This window comes from Nocardia bhagyanarayanae (assembly GCF_006716565.1).
Taxonomy (GTDB): Bacteria; Actinomycetota; Actinomycetes; order Mycobacteriales; family Mycobacteriaceae; genus Nocardia; species Nocardia bhagyanarayanae.
In genome coordinates, this window is record NZ_VFPG01000001.1 from 2,831,152 (window position 1) to 2,848,502 (window position 17,351).

14 protein-coding genes are annotated in these 17,351 nt (G+C 68.9%); 7 read left to right on the forward strand and 7 right to left on the reverse strand.

What is annotated here, in order from left to right:
* Positions 1-9 precede the first annotated feature (9 nt).
* Together FB390_RS12065 and FB390_RS12070 are read left to right on the forward strand one after the other, a co-directional pair.
* Positions 10-984 carry an ABC transporter permease gene (locus FB390_RS12065; RefSeq protein WP_221639247.1) on the forward strand — a complete coding sequence of 325 codons (975 nt, stop codon included), beginning with the start codon at positions 10-12 and terminating at the stop codon, positions 982-984.
* Positions 981-3,506, forward strand: a complete 2,526-nt coding sequence (locus tag FB390_RS12070; RefSeq protein WP_141809031.1) for an ABC transporter ATP-binding protein/permease — start codon at positions 981-983, stop codon at positions 3,504-3,506. The genes FB390_RS12065 and FB390_RS12070 overlap by 4 nt, the downstream gene beginning before the upstream one ends.
* Here FB390_RS12070 and FB390_RS12075 read toward each other — a convergent pair.
* Positions 3,503-4,462 carry a helix-turn-helix transcriptional regulator gene (locus tag FB390_RS12075; protein ID WP_141809032.1) on the reverse strand — a complete coding sequence of 320 codons (960 nt, stop codon included), beginning with the start codon at positions 4,460-4,462 and terminating at the stop codon, positions 3,503-3,505. The genes FB390_RS12070 and FB390_RS12075 overlap by 4 nt on opposite strands.
* Before the next feature lie 63 nt (positions 4,463-4,525).
* Here FB390_RS12075 and FB390_RS12080 point away from each other — a divergent pair, with 63 nt between their 5' ends.
* On the forward strand, positions 4,526-5,656 hold the full coding sequence (locus FB390_RS12080) for an epoxide hydrolase family protein (protein WP_141809033.1): 1,131 nt from the start codon (positions 4,526-4,528) through the stop codon (positions 5,654-5,656).
* A gap of 146 nt (positions 5,657-5,802) precedes the next feature.
* Here FB390_RS12080 and FB390_RS12085 read toward each other — a convergent pair whose 3' ends face one another.
* Positions 5,803-6,477 carry a hypothetical protein gene (locus tag FB390_RS12085; protein ID WP_141809034.1) on the reverse strand — a complete coding sequence of 225 codons (675 nt, stop codon included), beginning with the start codon at positions 6,475-6,477 and terminating at the stop codon, positions 5,803-5,805.
* 245 nt (positions 6,478-6,722) lie between these two features.
* Between FB390_RS12085 and FB390_RS12090 the strand changes: the two genes are divergently transcribed.
* Together FB390_RS12090 and FB390_RS12095 are read left to right on the forward strand one after the other, a co-directional pair.
* Positions 6,723-7,895, forward strand: a complete 1,173-nt coding sequence (locus FB390_RS12090) for an acyl-CoA dehydrogenase family protein (protein ID WP_141809035.1) — start codon at positions 6,723-6,725, stop codon at positions 7,893-7,895.
* 9 nt (positions 7,896-7,904) lie between these two features.
* Positions 7,905-9,032, forward strand: a complete 1,128-nt coding sequence (locus tag FB390_RS12095) for an acyl-CoA dehydrogenase family protein (protein WP_141809036.1) — start codon at positions 7,905-7,907, stop codon at positions 9,030-9,032.
* Between the two features lie 50 nt (positions 9,033-9,082).
* Here the strand turns inward: FB390_RS12095 and FB390_RS12100 are convergent, their stop codons facing one another.
* The gene (locus FB390_RS12100) at positions 9,083-9,574 is read right to left on the reverse strand and encodes a hypothetical protein (RefSeq protein WP_141809037.1); all 492 of its coding nucleotides are present in this window, start codon (positions 9,572-9,574) and stop codon (positions 9,083-9,085) included.
* Positions 9,575-9,802: 228 nt separating this feature from the next.
* Here FB390_RS12100 and FB390_RS12105 point away from each other — a divergent pair, with 228 nt between their 5' ends.
* A complete protein-coding gene (locus FB390_RS12105) occupies positions 9,803-10,153 on the forward strand; it encodes a hypothetical protein (protein WP_141809038.1) in 351 nt (116 codons plus the stop codon).
* Positions 10,154-10,276: 123 nt separating this feature from the next.
* The gene (locus FB390_RS12110) at positions 10,277-11,113 is read left to right on the forward strand and encodes a GNAT family N-acetyltransferase (protein WP_141809039.1); all 837 of its coding nucleotides are present in this window, start codon (positions 10,277-10,279) and stop codon (positions 11,111-11,113) included.
* Here the strand turns inward: FB390_RS12110 and FB390_RS12115 are convergent.
* The 4 genes from FB390_RS12115 to FB390_RS12130 all read right to left on the reverse strand — a co-directional run bounded on the left by FB390_RS12115 (position 11,098) and on the right by FB390_RS12130 (position 17,138).
* Positions 11,098-12,036: a beta/alpha barrel domain-containing protein gene (locus tag FB390_RS12115; protein WP_141809040.1), complete on the reverse strand. Its 939-nt coding sequence runs from the start codon at positions 12,034-12,036 to the stop codon at positions 11,098-11,100. The genes FB390_RS12110 and FB390_RS12115 overlap by 16 nt on opposite strands.
* A 160-nt stretch (positions 12,037-12,196) precedes the next feature.
* A complete protein-coding gene (locus tag FB390_RS12120; protein ID WP_141809041.1) occupies positions 12,197-13,426 on the reverse strand; it encodes a CaiB/BaiF CoA transferase family protein in 1,230 nt (409 codons plus the stop codon).
* Positions 13,427-13,531: 105 nt separating this feature from the next.
* The gene (locus tag FB390_RS12125; RefSeq protein WP_141809042.1) at positions 13,532-14,455 is read right to left on the reverse strand and encodes a TauD/TfdA dioxygenase family protein; all 924 of its coding nucleotides are present in this window, start codon (positions 14,453-14,455) and stop codon (positions 13,532-13,534) included.
* Positions 14,456-16,367: 1,912 nt separating this feature from the next.
* Positions 16,368-17,138, reverse strand: coding sequence for a deoxyribonuclease IV (locus tag FB390_RS12130; protein ID WP_141809043.1), 771 nt, complete (start codon positions 17,136-17,138; stop codon positions 16,368-16,370).
* Positions 17,139-17,351 lie beyond the last annotated feature (213 nt).

Consider the following 17,351-nt stretch of genomic DNA (forward strand, 5'->3'; position numbering starts at 1 on the left):
GCGGCGCTCGTGACCCGTTATCTGCTGCGCCGGATCGGTGGCGGCATCGGGGTGCTGTTCGTCGTCGCGCTGGTGGTGTTCGGACTGTTCGAGGCGCTGGACTCGGACGCGGCCGCCGTCGTGCTCAGTCGCGACGGCGGCGGCGATCCGTCGCCGGAACAACTCGCCGCCGTCCGAGCCGAACTCGGCCTCGATCGTCCGGCTCCGATCCGATTCCTCGACTGGGCTGGCGATTTCGTGCGCGGTGACCTAGGTACCTCGCTGGTTTCGGGGCGTCCGGTCGGCGAGGTCTTGCTGGGTCGGCTCGGCAACAGCGCGGTCCTCGCCGTCGCGACGACGGCGCTGCTGGTGCCGACCATGCTGTGCCTCGGGCTCGCGGCGGGCGCGCGGCCGGGCTCCCGGCTGGACCGTGCCGTCAGCGCCGCGACCCTGGTCGCCGAATCGCTGCCATCGTTCGTGTCCGGCGTGATCCTCGTCGCGACAGTCGCTTTGACGTTTCGGCTGCTGCCGGCGGTCTCGCTGCTGCCGACCGGCGTCAGTGCGTGGCAGCGACCGGAAGTGCTCGTCCTGCCGGTGCTCTGTCTGCTGATCGGTGCGAGTCCGCATCCGGTGCGGGTGATTCGGGCGCAGACCGCCGACGTGATGGCCAGCCCGTACATCGAGACGGCGCGGCTCAACGGGGTCGGCCGGTGGCGGCTGCTCGCCAGGCACGTCGCGCCGAACGCGGTGTCCGCGTCGATCCATCCGCTCGCCGGGTCGATCGTCGGACTGATCGGTGGAATCGCCGTCGTGGAAACGCTTTTCGCCTATCCGGGATTGTCTCAGGAATTGCTGCGCGCCATCTCGGCGCGCGATTTTCCGTTCGTCCAGTCGGCCGCGATGCTGATGGCGGGCGTCGGGTTGGTGGTGTATCTGATCGCCGATCTGCTCACCCTCGCCGTCAGCCCGCGGGCCCGGCACGTGGTGTTGGGCGGGCGGTCGTGATCCCGCGTCGCGCGATCCCGCCCGCGGTGGCGTTGGCCTTGGTCGGCGCGACGGTGGTTCTCGGGCCGCTGCTCGCCCCGCATTCGGCGACCGCGCCGGTGGGTCGTCCGTTCCAAGGCCCGTCCGCGCGGTATCCGTTCGGCACCGATGTGGTCGGTCGCGATGTGCTCTCGCGGCTCCTGCACGGCGGGGTTCCGCTGGTGTCGATCGCGACGCTCGCGCTGGTGACCGCGTACGTCATCGGGCTGGCGCTCGGTCTGCTCGCCGGGTTGCGACGTGGCGCCGATCCGTGGGTGATGCGTCCGGTCGACGCCGTGGTGATCGTGCCGTGGTTCCTGCTGCTCGCGGTCGTCGCGACCGCGATGGGTCCGGGTCCCTGGGCGATCGTGGTGACCACCGCGGCGGCCTCGGCCCCGTGGATCGCGCGGATCGTGCGCACCGCCGTGCTCGACCTGGCTTCGCGGGGGTACGTGGAGGCCGCGCGCGCCAGGGGCGAGCCGTGGTGGCGAATCGCGGTGGTCGAGGTACTGCCGAATCTGCGCTCGGTTGTGCTGGCGGACGCGGGAATTCGCGTCTCGGGAGCCATCGCGATGGTGGCGGTGAGTGGGTTCCTCGGCTTGGGTCTGCGCCCGCCCTCGGCGGATTGGGCGTTGATGATCACGGAGAACCGACCGGGTTTCGCGGTCGCGCCGTGGTCGGTGCTCGCGCCCGCCGGAATGGTGATGGCGTTGGTCGTCTCGGTGAACCTGCTGGTGGATCGATTGCTCGGCGGGGACGAGCGGCGCGTCGAACCGGTCATCGGGGCGCCCGGCGACGGCGTCGCGGTGCGCGGGCTGAGCGTCCGCGACGCACGCGGCCGTGTCGTGCTCGACGATGTGACGCTCGCGGTGGACCGGGGCCGCGGACTCGCGGTCATCGGTCCATCCGGCGCGGGCAAGACGACCTTCGCGCTGGCCGTGCTCGGCGCGCTGCCTGAGGGCATGTCGGCGACGGGCGTCATCACGACACCAGCGGCCACCGGCCGCCGCACCGTCGGTTACGTGCCGCAGGACCCGTCCGCGGGACTCAACCCCGCCCTGCGCATCGGCACCTCGATACGTGAAATCGGCCGTGTTCGAGCTGGATCCACCCCGACCGATGTCGCCGCGGCCCTGCGCCGAGTGGGTCTCCCCACCGACCGCTCCTTCCAGCGCCGCTACCCACATCAACTCTCCGGCGGCCAGCAACAACGCGTACTCCTGGCGATGGCGCTCCTCGGCGATCCAGCCCTGATCGTCCTCGATGAACCAACCACCGGACTCGACACGCGAACCCGCACGGATCTCCTCGACACCCTCCGCACGATCCGCCGGGACACCGCGACCACTTTCCTCGTCGTCACCCACGACCTCCCCGGCTTGTCCTCGATCGTGGACGACGTCGCCGAGTTCGACGGTGGTCGCCTCATCCGCTTCGCGCCACTGCGCTCGCCGGGGTCGGCCGAGCCCGCACGTCCTGAACTCGGGACCGGCCTATTCCTGCCTGTGGCCAGCGCGGAGGTCGACCGGCTGAACGACCGCGATGCGAGTCCAATACTGCCGCTGGAGAAGTCGTCCCTCGAGGTCGATGTGGGTCCGACGCTGTTGCGGCCGGTCGCTGGCGCGGAGGCCGACCGGTCGACCGACCGCGATGCGAGTCCAGCACTGCCGCTGAAGAAATTGCCCGTCGAGGACGACGTGAGTCCGACCCTGTTGTCGCGCGTCGCCGGCTCGGAGGGCGACCTGTCGACCGACCGCGATGCGAGTTCAGCGCTGCCACTGGAGAAGTCGGCTGGCCAGGTCGAGATGAGTCCGATGCGGCCTGCGGTGTTGCGGGTCGATGGGCTGACGGTCCGGCACGGGCGCAGCCGTCCCGTTCTGAGCGGGGTCGGCTTCGAGTTGGGCGCGGGGGAGTGCCTCGCACTCACCGGACGCTCCGGGGCGGGCAAGACCACGGTGGCGCGGGTGCTCGCGGGTTTGTGCGAACCGCATTCAGGAACCATCGAATTGGCGGGCCGACGTCTGCCCGCGGGCGTCGATCGGCGGTCGATCGAGGAGCGTCGGGCCATCCAGCTGGTCTTCCAGAATCCGGCGACCTCGTTGAATCCCGCGTACTCTGTCGGCAGACAGGTCCGCCGCACCCTCTGCCTGCTGCGCGGTTTCGACGAAAAGACCGCGTACACAGAGGCATTGCGTCTCTTCGAGTCACTGCACCTCGACCCGAGCTTGCTCTCCCGGCGACCGTCCCAGCTCTCCGGCGGTCAACAGCAGCGCGTCGCCATCGCCCGCGCTCTCGCCGCCGCCCCCACGGTGCTCATCTGCGACGAGATCACCGCCTCCCTCGACGCGAAGGCCCGAACCGCGGTCCTGGATCTCCTGGACTCCCTCCGCACCACCGGCTTGTCCATGATCCTCATCAGCCACCAACCCGAGGTGATCGATCGCCTGGCCGACCGAGCCCTGACCATCGCCGATGGCAGCCTGACCCCCGCGCCCGCCGGCTAGGACTCTCGGGGGAGCGCGGATTCGATCCGAGACGAGATGGCGCGGAGTTGCTCTGTCAGTTCCGGCGATGCGTGAACGCGGAAGGGCACGCCAAGAGCGAGCAGGCGGTGGGCCAACCATTCGGGGGAGTCGTCGCGGGTGGCGGTCAGACGGCAACTGCCGTCGTCGAGGGAAGTCAGCTCGCCCGGGTCGTCGCCGAGACGGCCCGCCACGCGCGAGACCGACGCGGAGATGGTGACGTGCACCCGGTAAGCCGATGCGCCCCAATCGGTTCGGCGGCCCGCCACGTAGTCGGCAGGAGAGTCGGCGGGTAGCGGGCGCGGGGTGAAGCGTGCGCCGGTGGGTTGCGGACGTTCGATCCGGTCGACGCGGAAGACCCGCCAGTCCGTGCGGTCGAGATCGTGGCCGAGGAGATACCAGCGGCGGCGGATCGGAACCAGGCCGACGGGCTCCACATGCCGTCGGCCACTACCGCCCGAGTACACGAAACGTATTCGCTCCCTGTTGGTTACGGCCGCAGCGAGGGTGCTCAGAACTTCCGGGTCGACGGTCGGTCCGTCGTGCGCGGGCGTCGCGGTGGCCGCCCCGAGGACGCGCACGCGGCGGCGCAACTTGGCGGGCAGGATCTGCTCCAGCTTGGCGAGCGCACGCACCGACGCCTCCTCGATGCCCGCGACCGCGGATCCCGCCGCCGCCCGCAGCCCGACCGCGAGGGCGACAGCTTCGTCGTCGTCGACGAGCAGCGGCGGCATGGCCGCGCCCGCCACCAGTCGGTAGCCGCCCGTCGCCCCCATGGTTGCCTGCACCGGATAGCCGAGTTCGCGCAGCCGGTCGATGTCGCGGCGCACGGTGCGGTCGGTGACGCCGAGACGTTCGGCCAGTTCGCTGCCGGAGAATTCGCGCGGGGTCTGCAACAGCGAGAGCAGTCGGAGCAGGCGAGCCCGGGTGTCGTTCACGAATTCCAGAATTCCAGAAAACTAGGACATGGATGGTCCTATATGACTTCTAGCGTTGTTCTCATGACGAACCCCATCCGCCCCTTCCGCATCGACATCCCGCAGGCCGAGATCGACGACCTGAACGACCGGCTCGCCCGCACCCGCTGGTCGGCGCAGTTGCCCGGCTCGGATCGCGGCGTCCCGGTCGACTACCTGCGCGAGCTCGCCGAGCACTGGCGCACCCGCTTCGACTGGCGCGCGCAGGAGGCGGCGCTCAACGAACTTCCGCAGTTCATCACCGAAATCGACGGTCTCGACGTGCATTTCGTGCACGTCGAGTCGCCCGAGCCGGATGCGCTTCCGCTGCTGCTGACCCACGGCTGGCCCAATTCGTTCGTCGAATTCACCAAGACCATCGGTCCGCTGGCCGACCCGAGGGCGCACGGCCTCGACCCCGCGCAGGCGTTTCACGTCGTGGTGCCCTCGGTGCCGGGTTTCGCGTTTTCCGCTGCGCCGACGGACGAGATGACCACCGGCCGGTTGGCCCGGATGTGGGTGGAGCTGATGGATCGCCTCGGCTACCGGCGCTACGGAGTCCAGGGCGGCGACCTCGGCGCGTATGTCGCACCGGAAATGGCGCTGGCCGCGCCGGATCGGGTGGTCGGCGTGCACCTCGACGGCGGCATCGGCATGCCGACCGCGGCGGACGTGCCGACCATGACCGCCGAGGAACGCACCGAATGGGATCTCATGCAGCAGTGGATGTCCGGCGGCGTCGACCACCACACGCTGTTGCGCGCCGCGCCGCAGACCTTCGCCCACGCGTGGAACGATTCGCCGGTCGGGCTGCTGGCCTGGCAGGTACAGAAGTTCCAGGAGTTCACGCCACTGGTCGATCACCTGGAGGAAGCGATCGACCCCGACCACCTGCTGACCAACGTCAGCTTGTACTGGTTCACCGCCACCGCGGGCACCTCGTCCTGGCCGATGTACAACGGACTCGGAAAGGACGGTTTCGTCTGGCCCGCGGGTCAGAAGCTGGTTCCGACCGGCGTCTACGGCGGCGGCTCCGCGCTCATGCGGCGACTCGCCGAGCAGGACAACGTCATCGCGCACTGGCCCGAGGGCAACACCGGCAACCACTTCGTCGCGATGGAGGTGCCGGAGACGCACGTCGCCGACATCCGCGCGTTCTTCGCGAAGCTCGGCTGAGTGCCGCCCCAACCGACCGAAGGTCCCCTTCATCCGGCCAGACCGACTGGAGGTGACCTTCGTTCACCCGATCTGCGTGCCGGGTGAAACCGACCGAGGGTGACCTTCGGCGCGGTGGGCCGACTGGCGGTGACGTTCGGTCGGATCTAGGGGTTCGGTGCGGGAAGCGCCGGAGCAGGTGCGGCTGGCGCGGGGGCCGGTGCGTCGGGGACCACGAAGGTGCCGACGGTCGGCGTCATCACGCAGTGCGCACCGGGATATCCGATGATGCCCCACATCGAGGCGATGACGGTGCCGGGTCCACTGTGCACGGTCTTGGACAGCGTCGGCAGGTTGAACTCGGTGACGTCGTCGAGCGGGTCGAGCCCGCTGCGTCCGTTGTTGACGTTGACCCACGCCACGACGAGTCCGGAGGTGAGCGGGGCGCCAGTGTGCGACGGGGTGGCGCTGAAGCGCAGGGTGCCCGGCTCCGGGTTCGCGCCCTGGTTCGGGTTGACGCCCTCGGTGGTGCCCGCCGCGATGATCGTGGTGATGGGGCCGTGCGTGCCGCAGCCGAAAGTGGGTGCGGCGTAGGCGAAGGGCGCCCAGTTGCCCGCGATGTCGCGCAGCTGGGCGACGTCGACGAGCTTGGTGTAGTTGCCGAGCGCTTCGACGCCCGCGCGTGCGGCCTGGTCGGTTCCGGCTCGCTCGGTGAGGTGGGTGACGGCCTGATCGATCGACGCGTCCGGCGCCGCGGCGGCGGGCCCGGCGAAGGTCAGAACCGCGCCGATGCCGAGGGAGGTCACAGTCGCGGCCGCGCGTGCGAAGGTTCTGCCGTTCACCTAATTCTCCTCGAATACGAACCCGGGGCTTCCCGACCCTGGGCAGCAACGTACCAGTTCGACATGACCGCCGCCGAGTGGCCCGAGCGAGATCCGCCCGGTCGCGGACGGGTTGCGCGGCCGCCCGCGGACCGATGTCGGCGACGTCTTCTGCGTACCGGACCGCGAATGTGATCCACTCGACAGTGGCGGTTTACCGCGGGGTAGGTTTGACTCGGAAGTACGAGACACAACGGGAGTTGCGTATGAAATTATCCCTTTCCCCCGACGAGGTGGCCTTCCGCGACGAGCTGCGGCAGTTCTACCGCACCGAGATCCCCGCGGAGATCCGTGAGCGCGTCAAGTACGGCCATGAGCTCTCCCGCGAAGACGTCGTCACGGCCCACAAGATCCTCAACGACAACGGCCTGGCCGTGCCGAACTGGCCGGTGGAGTGGGGCGGCAAAGACTGGACGCCGATGCAGCGGCACATCTGGCAGGACGAGATGCAGCTGGCCTCGGTGCCCGAGCCGCTGACGTTCAACGCCCAGATGGTCGGCCCGGTCATCGCGCACTTCGGCTCGCAGGAGATCAAGGAGCGCTTCCTCCCCGCGACGGCGGCCCTCGACATCTGGTGGTGCCAGGGCTTCTCGGAGCCGGACGCCGGTTCGGACCTGGCCTCGCTGCGCACCACCGCGGTGCGCGACGGCGACTCCTACATCGTCAACGGCCAGAAGATCTGGACCACGCTCGCCCAGTACGCCGACTGGATCTTCTGCCTGGTCCGCACCGATCCGAACGCGCCGAAGAAGCAGGCGGGCATCTCCTTCCTGCTGTTCGACGTGAAGAGCCCCGGCGTCACCATCCGCCCGATCAAACTGATCGACGGCGGCTATGAGGTGAACGAGGTCTTCTTCGAGAACGTGCGGGTGCCCGCCGATCAGCTGGTCGGCGAGGAGAACATGGGCTGGACCTACGCCAAGTTCCTGCTCGGCAACGAGCGCACCGGCATCACCGGCGTCGGCCGCACCAAGGTGAAGCTCGGTGTCGCCAAGGAGTACGCGCGCCAGATCAAGTCCGGCTCCGGCTCGCTGCTGGAGGACCCGGTGTTCGCCGCGCGGGTCGCCGAGCTGGAGAACGAACTGCTCGCGCTCGAGCTCACCCAGCTGCGGGTGGTCTCGAACTCCACGGAGGGCAAGCCGAACCCGGCCTCCTCAGTGCTCAAGATGCGCGGCTCGGAGCTGCAGCAGGCCGCCACCGAGCTGCTGCTCGACATCGCGGGACCGGACGCGCTTCCGGTCGACGCGGAGGACATCGCCTCCCCCGGCTGGGCCCAGCGCAGCGGCCCCAGCTACCTCAACTACCGCAAGACAACCATCTACGGAGGTTCGAGCGAGGTGCAGCGCACCATCATCGCCTCCACGATCCTCGGATTGTGAGGCTTGACCATGGAATTCGAACTCACCGATGAACAGGTCATGCTGCGCGACACCGTGCGCGACGTACTGGCCCGCAACTACGACCCGGAGTCCCGGCTGAAGGTGACCGACACCGAGCTGGGCTGGAGCCGCGATGTGTGGCGCCAGCTCGCCGAACTCGGCGTGCTCGGCCTCGGTTTCGCCGAGGAGGACGGCGGCGTCGACGCGGGTCCGGTGGAGACCATGGTCGTGCTGGAGGAGATCGGCCGCCGCCTCGCGCCGGAGCCGCTGCTGGACGCGGTGCTGGTGCCCGGTGCGTTGATCGGTCTCGTCGGCAGCGCCGAACAGCGGCAGCGGATCCTGCCCGACGTCGCCTCCGGCGAGAAGCTGCTCGCCTTCGCGCACGCGGAGCCCGGCGTGCGCTGGCCGTCCACCGATCTCGCGACCAGCGCCGCCGCCGAGGGCGACGGCTACCTGCTGACCGGCGTGAAGAACCCGGTGGCGCACGGTGATTGCGCCGACGAGCTGGTGGTCAGCGCGGTGCTGCCGGGCGGCGGCGTCGGCCTGTTCCTGGTGGCCGCCGACGGCGAAGGAGTGTCCCGCAAGACCTTCCGCACCGTCGACGGTCAGCGCGGCGCCCAGATCACCTTCGAGAAGGCCCGCGCCGAACTGCTCGGCGACACGGCCGACGCGTCCGAGGCGGTACAGATCGCGCTCGGTCACGCGCACGCCGGTCTGTGCGCCGAATCCATCGGCGCGATGGAGGAGTCGCTGCGGCTGACCACCGAGTACCTGAAGACGCGCAAGCAGTTCGGCGTCACGCTGTCGAAGTTCCAGACGCTGACCCAGCGCGCGGCGAACATGTACGTCTCGCTGGAGCTGGCGCGCAGCATGAGCCTGTACGTCACCGCGTCGCTGGCCGACGGCGTCAACGACCCGGTGGTCGCCTCGCGGGCCCGCCTTCAGGTCGGACGCGCGGCACGCCACGTCGGGCAGGAAGCCATCCAGATGCACGGCGGCATCGGCGTCACGGCGGAGTACCCGGTCGGCCACTACGTCGCTCGGCTCACCGCGATCGGCCGGACGCTCGGCGGCGATCTCGACCACCTGAAGGTGCTCAGCGCCCGGGTCGGCGAGTACGACCTGCCGGAGCTGTAGGACCGCTGGAACGGGGCGGCGGTGCGGGCGAAAGCGCCCGTGCCGCCGCCTTATTCGTCTTCGTCTCCAGAGGAGTTCGACCGCGGTGTCGCGGTCGGGCGGCGGGCCGTCGGTTCCTCGTCTTCGGTGGGCGGCGGTGTCGTGGCCGAGAGTGTCCGCCTCGTGGTCGTCGGTTCCTCGGTTTCCCTCGGCGTTTCGGGCGCGGCGGTGCGCGGCGCCGTGGTGCGCTCGGACGGGGTGCCGCCGATCTCCGATTGTTCTTCCGGCGGAACGGTCATCGTGCTGTACCCGGCGGGCCTGCGCGGCGGTCCGGCGGGCGCCATCTGCCAGGTCGGCGAGGGCGGGATGACGATGCGCGGCACCGTGGCGCTGGAACCGTCGTCGCGGACAACGGCCGCGGCGGCCGGGCCGTCCTTGAGCGGCGGTGGCGGGACGTAGGTGTCCTCGCCGCCGATCCCGCAGGAGCCGATGAGGACCAGACCGATCGAGACCGCGCCCGCTGCGATCGCCGGACCCGCGATCTTGGCCCTGCTGCTCTCCATCCGGGACACTCCTCGTGTGTTTCGAGTGGCCTCACCATAATCCAGGTGTGCCACCCCAAGCCAGGCGAGCGGGTCGCTGTCGGCGTGCCGGGAGGGCACTTTTAAACATTGATAATTCAGATATCGAATTGATCTCGTCGGCGTGTCGCGGGCACGTGTCGCGGCACAACGGCGTCTACGGCCCGTAGCGTATGTGATCGAAGTTACGCGTGAGACGCCTATACCAGGATGAGAGACGCGCTGGTCGAGCTGCGCGAGGGCAATACTCTGATCGGCGTCACCGAGGAGTTGATGATGGGAGCATACTCGACCTCTCCGCTGCCGGCGGCCGACGCGACCGCCGAAACGGCAGAACCTGCTGAGCAGGAAGTGTCGAAATCGCCCGCAGGCGCCGTATCCACGATCGTGGCGCGGGCATTGGGCTGGCTGTTCTTCCTCGGCGGTGTCGTCGGGGCAGTGCTCGGCATCGCGGGGTTACACGTCGAGATCACCGTCGCCGGATTGATTCTGGCGTGCACCGCGGGGCTCGTGCTGCTGAAGATCCGCGCCGACACCGGAGGGCGAAGCGGGACGGACTGACGCGGACCAACTGATCACGGACAGCGAAACTTCGCTTGCGGGAGCGAAGTCGAGCCACCGGAGGACGCTCGCCGAAGCTTCGCGTGCGAGAGCGAGCGGGCGACGTTGGGGGGGAGACGCCGAATGCGGATCGAGATCACCGAAGACGCCGTCGCCTACCGTGCGGCGACCGAGTCCTTCCTGAGCCGTGATCTCCTGCGGCACACCGTGATCGCCACGGGCGTCGCCAACCACGTCGAAGGTCGGCAGGCAGCCGACGGGCGGTCGCGCTTCCTCTCCGTGCGCGCCGCGGACGGTGCCGTCGTCGGTGTCGCTATGCGGGCGGGGGGACGCGAGGTCTACCTCGGCGAATTACCCACCGCGAGCCTGCGTGCCGTCGCCGAGGCGTTCGCCGCCGTTGCCCCGGACAACACCGGCGTCGAAGGGATCGTCGCCGACGCGGAGGCCTTCGCCGAGCACTGGTGCGCGCTGCGCGGGACCGCGCGCCGTGAGCTGTTCCGCACCAGGCTCTTCCGGCTCGGCGAGCTGCGTTTTCCCGCGGCTGTCGCAGGCGCACCACGCCGGGCGATGGGCCGCGACGTCGAGCTGTGCGCCGAGTGGTCCGAGGCGATGCACACCGAAAGCGCTCTGCCGCCGCCGTTTCCGAGCCCGAGCGTCATCCGTGCGCGCATCGCGGCGGGCCGCTGGTGGTTGTGGGAGGTCGGCGGGCGTGCGGTGAGCCTCGTCGCGCATCAGATTCCGGTGGGCGGCTGGGCCCGCATAGGCCCGGTCTACACGCCGCCCGCCGAGCGCGGCCACGGCTACGCGTCCGCGCTCACCGCGCATGTCTCGCACACCCTGCGCCGCAACGGGCTCGACGTCTGCCTGTTCACCGATCTGGCGAATCCCACCTCGAACAAGATCTACCGCGCGATCGGCTACCGAGCCGTCCACGATTTCGCGAACTACGTGTTCGAGTAGCCGACGACCCATTCGAAGGCCGCGGCCTTGGAACGCGCTCCCTCGGCGGTGCGCGAACGGTTCGGTTCGCCGAGTTCGGTGAGCAGATTCTCGGTCAGCTCGACGAGCGCGGCCAACGTGGCCGGGGCGAACCAGTCCGGCCGGGTGGCGAACAGGATGTCCTCGCTGGAGGTGTTGCCGCTCGCGCCGGGCGCGAACGGGCAGCCGCCGAGGCCGCCGAGCGAACCGTCGACCATGCCCGCCCCGGCGCCGATCGCGGCCAGCGTGTTGGCCACGCCCATGCCCCAGGTGTCGTGGCCGTGGAACACGATGCGGCGCTGCGGAGTTCGCTCTCGAACCGCCGAGATCAAGGCGGCAACCTGAGCCGGATGGGCTTGGCCGAGGGTGTCGGCGAGGACGATGTCGCCCGTTCCCTCGGTGCGCGGATCGTTCGCGATCGCGAGGACTCGCTCCGGATCGACCGGGCCGTCGAACGGGCAGGTGAAGCTGGTCGCCAAGCAGAGCTGAATGGCGCCGCCCACCTCGTGCGCCAAGCGCACCGCCTCCGGCAGCACGGCCATGCTGTCCTCGGTCGCGCGTCCGATGTTGGCCTGGTTGTGCGCATCCGAGACCGAGAAGCAGTACTGGAAGTTGCGCACGCCCGCCGCCGCGGCCTTGGCGACGTGGCGGGGAGTGGCCACCCACACCCAGCAGCGCTCGAGCTCCTCCGGGCTCAGGGCCGCGACGAGGTCCATGGTGTTGGCCATGGGCGGCACCAGATCGGGCCGCGCCATGGAACCGATCTCCAGCGCGGGCACGCCGAGCGCGAGCAGACGGCGCACGATCTCGACCTTGCGTTCCACCGGCAGCGTCTTGCCGGTCAGCTGTAGGCCGTCGCGCAGGGTCACGTCGCGCAACACCACGTCGTGCGGTGCGGTCAGCATCGCCGGTCCTCTCGCGCCTGCGGCGGCACGCACATCACGCCCGCCCACGGTTTCTGGTTCGCGCCCGCCGGATTCGGGTGCACTGTCGGCCGCGCGTGCCCTGGCGCGCGCTGCTCCCACGTGTTGCGACCCGTCGGCCTGCGGCGACCGCGCCTGCGACTCATGCCTGCACCTCGCCCTCGCCGTACCCGGCCGCGGCCGCGATCTCGGCTTCGCTCATGCCGAGCAGTTCGGAGAGCACCTCGCGGGTGTGTTCGCCCAGGTCGGGGCCGACGTTGCGGATCGGAAGCGACTGCCCGCCGATGACCGGCACGATGCCGGGGAAGCCGACCGTCTTGGGCTCCGGTTCACCGACGTCCACCGGGAACGGCTGAATCATGTTGCGGGCCTTGTACTGTTCGTCCGCGACTATGTCGGCGGCGGTGTAGATCGGGCCGCACGGGATGGCCGCGTCCTCCAGGATCTTCAGCGCCTCGTCCCTGGTGTACTGGATCGTCCATTCGCCGATCGAGGCGTCCAGCCGCTCGCGGTGGCGCCAGCGGCCCGCGTTGTCCTGGAGTTCCGGATCGGCCGCCAAGTCGGGCCTGCCGATCACCCGCATGTAGCGCTGGAATATGGCGTCGCCGTTGCCGCCGATGATGATGCTGAAACCGTCCCGGCACGGGTAGGCGTTGCTCGGCGCGATGCCTTCCATCCGTCCGCCGACGCGCTCCCGGTTGATGCCGTAGGCCAGGTAGTCGGGGACCAGCGATTCCATCACCGAGAGGATGGCCTCGTTCAGCGCGACGTCGATCACCCGTTCGGCCAGCGGCACGGTGTTCGTGCGCTCGCGCTGGAACAGCGCCATCACGGTGCCGAAGGCGGCGTAGATGCCCGCGATGGAATCACCGATGGAGACGCCGACCCGCACCGGGGGACGGTCCGGGTCGCCGACCAGCTCGCGCAGCCCGCCGACGGCCTCGGCGACCGCGGCGAAACCGGGCCGCGACGACATCGGGCCCGTCTGTCCGTAGGCGGAGATCCTGGTGATCACCAGGTCGGGGTTGGCGTCGTTCAGCGCCTCGGGCCCGAGGCCCCACTTCTCCAGCATGCCCGGCCGGAAGTTCTCCAGCAGCACGTCGCAGTGCTTGATCAGATCGAGCACCACCGCGCGGCCCTCGTCGGTGCGCAGGTCCAGGGTGATCGACTTCTTGTTCCGGTTGACGGTGCGGTACAGCATCGAGGTGTCGCCGCCGTAGAGCCGCCAGTTGCGCAACTCGTCGCCGGCCTTCGGCCGTTCCACCTTGATGACCTCGGCGCCGAAGTCGCCGAGTATGCGCCCGGCGGTCGGCGCCGCGATGTAATTGCCGAGCTCGAGGACGCGAACTCCGTCCAACGGCCGAATACTCATGGCCAATAGTGTGGACTAATAGAGCTCCCGACCTCGGCCCGCCCTCGGTCTCGCGTCGTGCGCGCGTACTGCGGACCAAGGGCGGGCTCGGGCGTAAATCGCCAATCAGGCGGCGCGGGAGACCTCTTCGACGATCGAGTAGTGCTCGGCGTTGCCCGCGACGACCGTGCTCGGGGCGCCGTCCACGCCGACCGGGACGTCACCGGCCAGGGTGATGCGGGTCAGCTTGCGCGGCTGGTCGTCGTAGTCGTCGACGGCGTAGTGCTGGGTGGCGCGGTTGTCCCAGATCGCCACGTCGCCGAGCTGCCAGTTCCAGCGGACGGTGTTCTCGAGGCGGGTCACCCGGTCCTGGAACAGCCGGAACAGCGCCTGGGACTCGGCGCCGGACAGGCCGACGAAGTTCTTCACGAAGTGCCCGACCAGCAGCGCCCGCTCCCCGGTCTCGGGGTGCACCCGCACCACCGGGTGCTCGGTCTCGAAGTAGGTCGACTCGAACTCGGCGCGGTACTCGGCGGTGTTCGGCCGGGCCTTGCTGCCGTGCGCCGCGGCGTAGTCGTACACATTGGTGTGCACCGCGCGCAGATTCTCGGCGAGTAGCTTCAGCGGTTCGGGCAGCGACTCGTAGGCGGCCACGGTGGAGGCCCAGGTGGTGGACCCGCCGTAGGTCGGCAGCGTCACCGCGCGCAGGATCGAGGCCTTCGGGATGCGGTCGACGAAGGTGACGTCGGTGTGCCAGCTGTTGGCCCGGCCGTACTCCGAGTCGATGGCCAGGCTCTTCACCCCGTGCGAGGTGACCGTCGGGTGCGGGGTGGTCGGCGTGCCGAGCAGCTGCGCGAACTCGTACTGCGCGTCCTCGGTGAGGTGCTCCTGGCCACGGATGAAGACGACCTTGTGCTCGAGCAGGGCGCGCCGGATCACGTCGACCGACGCCGCGTCCAGGTCGCCGCCGAGCCGGACGTTGTCGACCTGTGCGCCGATGCGGGCGCCGAGCTTGGTCACCGAGACTGTGGGGGCGGGTGCGATCGTCATGTGTGGTCACCTTCGCTGATCTGGAACGGGTTGTGCGTGGTAGAGCACATCACTCGGAAAAGGGGTGTGACCAGGGTTTTCGTCGGGGTGATCGCAAGGGGTGGGTGTTGGTTCGGGTTCGTGCTCGAGGTTGTGGTCGGGCGGGGTTTTCGGGAGTGGGGTGTCCAGGGGAGCGCTTGCGTGGGAAGTTGCCCGATGTTGCAGGTGCTCGGGTGGTGTGGCTTCCGGGGTGGTGGCCTGATTTGCGGGTGCTTAGGTGATGTGCCTAGTGAGGTAGTTGCTCGAGGTGGGGGTGCTCGTGTGCCTTCCCAGGTGGGCGCCCGATGTTGGGGGAGCCAGAGGTCTGCCTACCGAGGTAGTTGCCCGAGGTTGCGGGTGCCGAGGGGGTCTGCCTACCGAGGTAGTTGCCCGAGGTTGCGGGTGCCGAGGGGGTCTGCCTACCGAGGTAGTTGCCCGAGGTTGCGGGTGCCGAGGGGGTCTGCCTACCGAGGTAGTTGCCCGAGGTTGCGGGTGCCGAGGGGGGTCTGCCTGCCCAGGTATTCGCCCGAGGTTGCGGGTGCCCAGAAGGTCCGCCCTCCCAGGTAGCGGCCCGATGTTGCGCGTACCTAGGTTGTGTGCCTACCCAGGTTTTCCTCGGAGCAGTGCTGGGCACGTCGTGTGCCGTACCCGGCTTACCTCCCGCAGTTGGGTGCGCGGTCTTGATTTCCGGCGTGGTCGACCGGTTCTGGTTGCGTCTAGGGAGTTCAATCTGAAGAGAGTCCTGGTCTGTCAAGGCCCCAACCACCATTTGACTACCGTCGATAGAGAAATGGATTCGACGGTAGTCATATGGTGGCTGGCGAAGATCAAATAGCCGCCATTTGACTACCGTCGATTTTTGGCGTTCTGAGCTAGCACACCAGCGCCGGGCGAACGGCGGGCTCAGCGCCTGTCACTGGAGGGACCGGTACCCACCCCGGGACCAGTACCTACCCCGCGCACATGCCGCACGGCGCCACCCCTTAGGCGCCACCCTTATATGAAGGGTGCCGTCCCGCCGGCGGACGCCGCGTATCAGCACTCGTCGCAACAGTCACTGCCTCCCACACCTGCACCTGCGCGATCAATCACCGCATCCAGCAGACTTTGTAGGCGCACAGCGCCGCCCACAGGTGACCAGCCAATGGGCCACTCCTATGTGAAGGATGCGATCGCTGGGCAAGACCACCGCGACCACCCACAAACCGCAGCCTCATCCACCGATCCCCGCGCCGCCTCTCTAGACGCAACCACAGCCAGATGACCACGCCGGAGCCCGAGCCACGCTCCCCAACTGCGGGAGGTAAGCCGGGTACGGCACCCGACGCGCCCAGCACCGTTCGAGGCAAACCTGGGTAGGAGTGCGTGACTTCGCAGGCCCAGCCCCCGGAACCACGTCAACCGACGCAACCCACCAACAAACCCGGACGACACCCACCGAACGCCGCCCCGAAGAACCTGGGCCAACCGCGCGAATGGCTCAACCTCCAGAGCCACGTCAACCAACGCAGCTCACCGCGACCGGACGACACCCACCGAACGCCGCCCCGAAGAACCTGGGCCAACCGCGCGAATGGCTCAACCTCCAGAGCCACGTCAACCAACGCAGCTCACCGCGACCGGACGACGCCCACCAACGTGCCCTACAAGAACCGGTGCCAACCGCGCGCGAGTATGGCGGCTCAACCTTCGCAGCCACGTCAACCAACGCAACCCACGGATCCACGTCAACCGACGCAACCACGTCAACCGACGCAACCACGTCAACCGACGCAACCCACGGAACCACGTCAACCGACGCAACGACGAACCCGAACCGGACGACACCGATCCCAGCACCCCCAGCACAGCCGGGCCCGACCTGCACCGGCCGAAGCAAAAGGCGACCGCCAGGTCAGCCCACGTGCTCGCGAAGATAGGCGAGATCGTCCGCGACACCCTCGCCCGGAGTCTCCAGCACCACCGGTGCGTCCGCGCTGCGGCACACCTCGGCCAGCAGTTGCGGGTCGATGGTGCCGTCGGCGAAGTTGGCGTGGCGGTCGGCGCCGGAGTTGAACTCGTCGCGGGAGGAGTTCAGGTGGACCAGGTCGATGCGGCCCGTGATGGCCTTGATCCGGTCGACGACGCCGAGCAGTTCCTCGCCGCCCGCCCAGGCGTGGCAGGTGTCCAGGCAGAAGCCGGCGCCGTAGTCGCCGACGGCGTCCCACAGCCGGGCGATGGTGTCGAAATGCCTGGCCATGGCGTGGTTGCCGCCCGCGGTGTTCTCGATGAGGATCGGCACCGCGAAGCCGCCCTTGTCCTGCTGGCGTTCGAACAGCTTGCGCCAGTTGTCGATTCCGGTCTCCACCTCGGCGTCGGAGCGGACGTGGCCGCCGTGTACGACCAGGCCGAACGCGCCGAGATCGGCGGCAGCCTTGGCCTGCTGGGCGACCGCGTTGCGCGAGGGCATTCGCAGCCGGTTGTTCAGGCTCGCCACATTGATCTGATAGGAGGAGTGCACCACCACATCGATCGGGCTGGCGAGGATCTCCTCGGTCCTCGGGTGCGGGACCGGTTTGTCCCAGCTCTGCGGGTCGACGACGAACATCTGGATGACATCGGCGCCGAGTTTCTCACCGAAGCCGATCGGATCGCTGTCGAGCCGGACGTGTGCTCCAATGCGCATGGGGCTCAGCGTAGTGGGCGGCACCGACATCGCGGGAAACCGGCGATACGGCGGCGAATAGCCGAGAATCGAAGGACTGTTGCGCGCACGTGGTTCCGCGAGATACATCGGTAGGATCCACGTGCTCGACCCGATGAGGGGGGTGAACACCTTGCTGCGTACTGGCGAGATCTTTGCCGGTTACGTCATCAAGCGCGTGCTCGGACAGGGCGG

Bases quoted from the DNA above. Each gene is read 5' to 3' on its own strand.
- FB390_RS12100 (WP_141809037.1), bottom strand. From the start codon at position 9,574: ATGGAGAGCAGCAGGGCCAAGATCGCGGGTCCGGCGATCGCAGCGGGC.
- FB390_RS12130 (WP_141809043.1), bottom strand. From the start codon at position 17,138: ATGCGCATTGGAGCACACGTCCGGCTCGACAGCGATCCGATCGGCTTC.
- FB390_RS12120 (WP_141809041.1), bottom strand. From the start codon at position 13,426: ATGAGTATTCGGCCGTTGGACGGAGTTCGCGTCCTCGAGCTCGGCAAT.
- FB390_RS12105 (WP_141809038.1), top strand. From the start codon at position 9,803: ATGAGAGACGCGCTGGTCGAGCTGCGCGAGGGCAATACTCTGATCGGC.
- FB390_RS12115 (WP_141809040.1), bottom strand. From the start codon at position 12,036: ATGCTGACCGCACCGCACGACGTGGTGTTGCGCGACGTGACCCTGCGC.
- FB390_RS12080 (WP_141809033.1), top strand. From the start codon at position 4,526: ATGACGAACCCCATCCGCCCCTTCCGCATCGACATCCCGCAGGCCGAG.
- FB390_RS12125 (WP_141809042.1), bottom strand. From the start codon at position 14,455: ATGACGATCGCACCCGCCCCCACAGTCTCGGTGACCAAGCTCGGCGCC.
- FB390_RS12090 (WP_141809035.1), top strand. From the start codon at position 6,723: ATGAAATTATCCCTTTCCCCCGACGAGGTGGCCTTCCGCGACGAGCTG.
- FB390_RS12110 (WP_141809039.1), top strand. From the start codon at position 10,277: ATGCGGATCGAGATCACCGAAGACGCCGTCGCCTACCGTGCGGCGACC.
- FB390_RS12095 (WP_141809036.1), top strand. From the start codon at position 7,905: ATGGAATTCGAACTCACCGATGAACAGGTCATGCTGCGCGACACCGTG.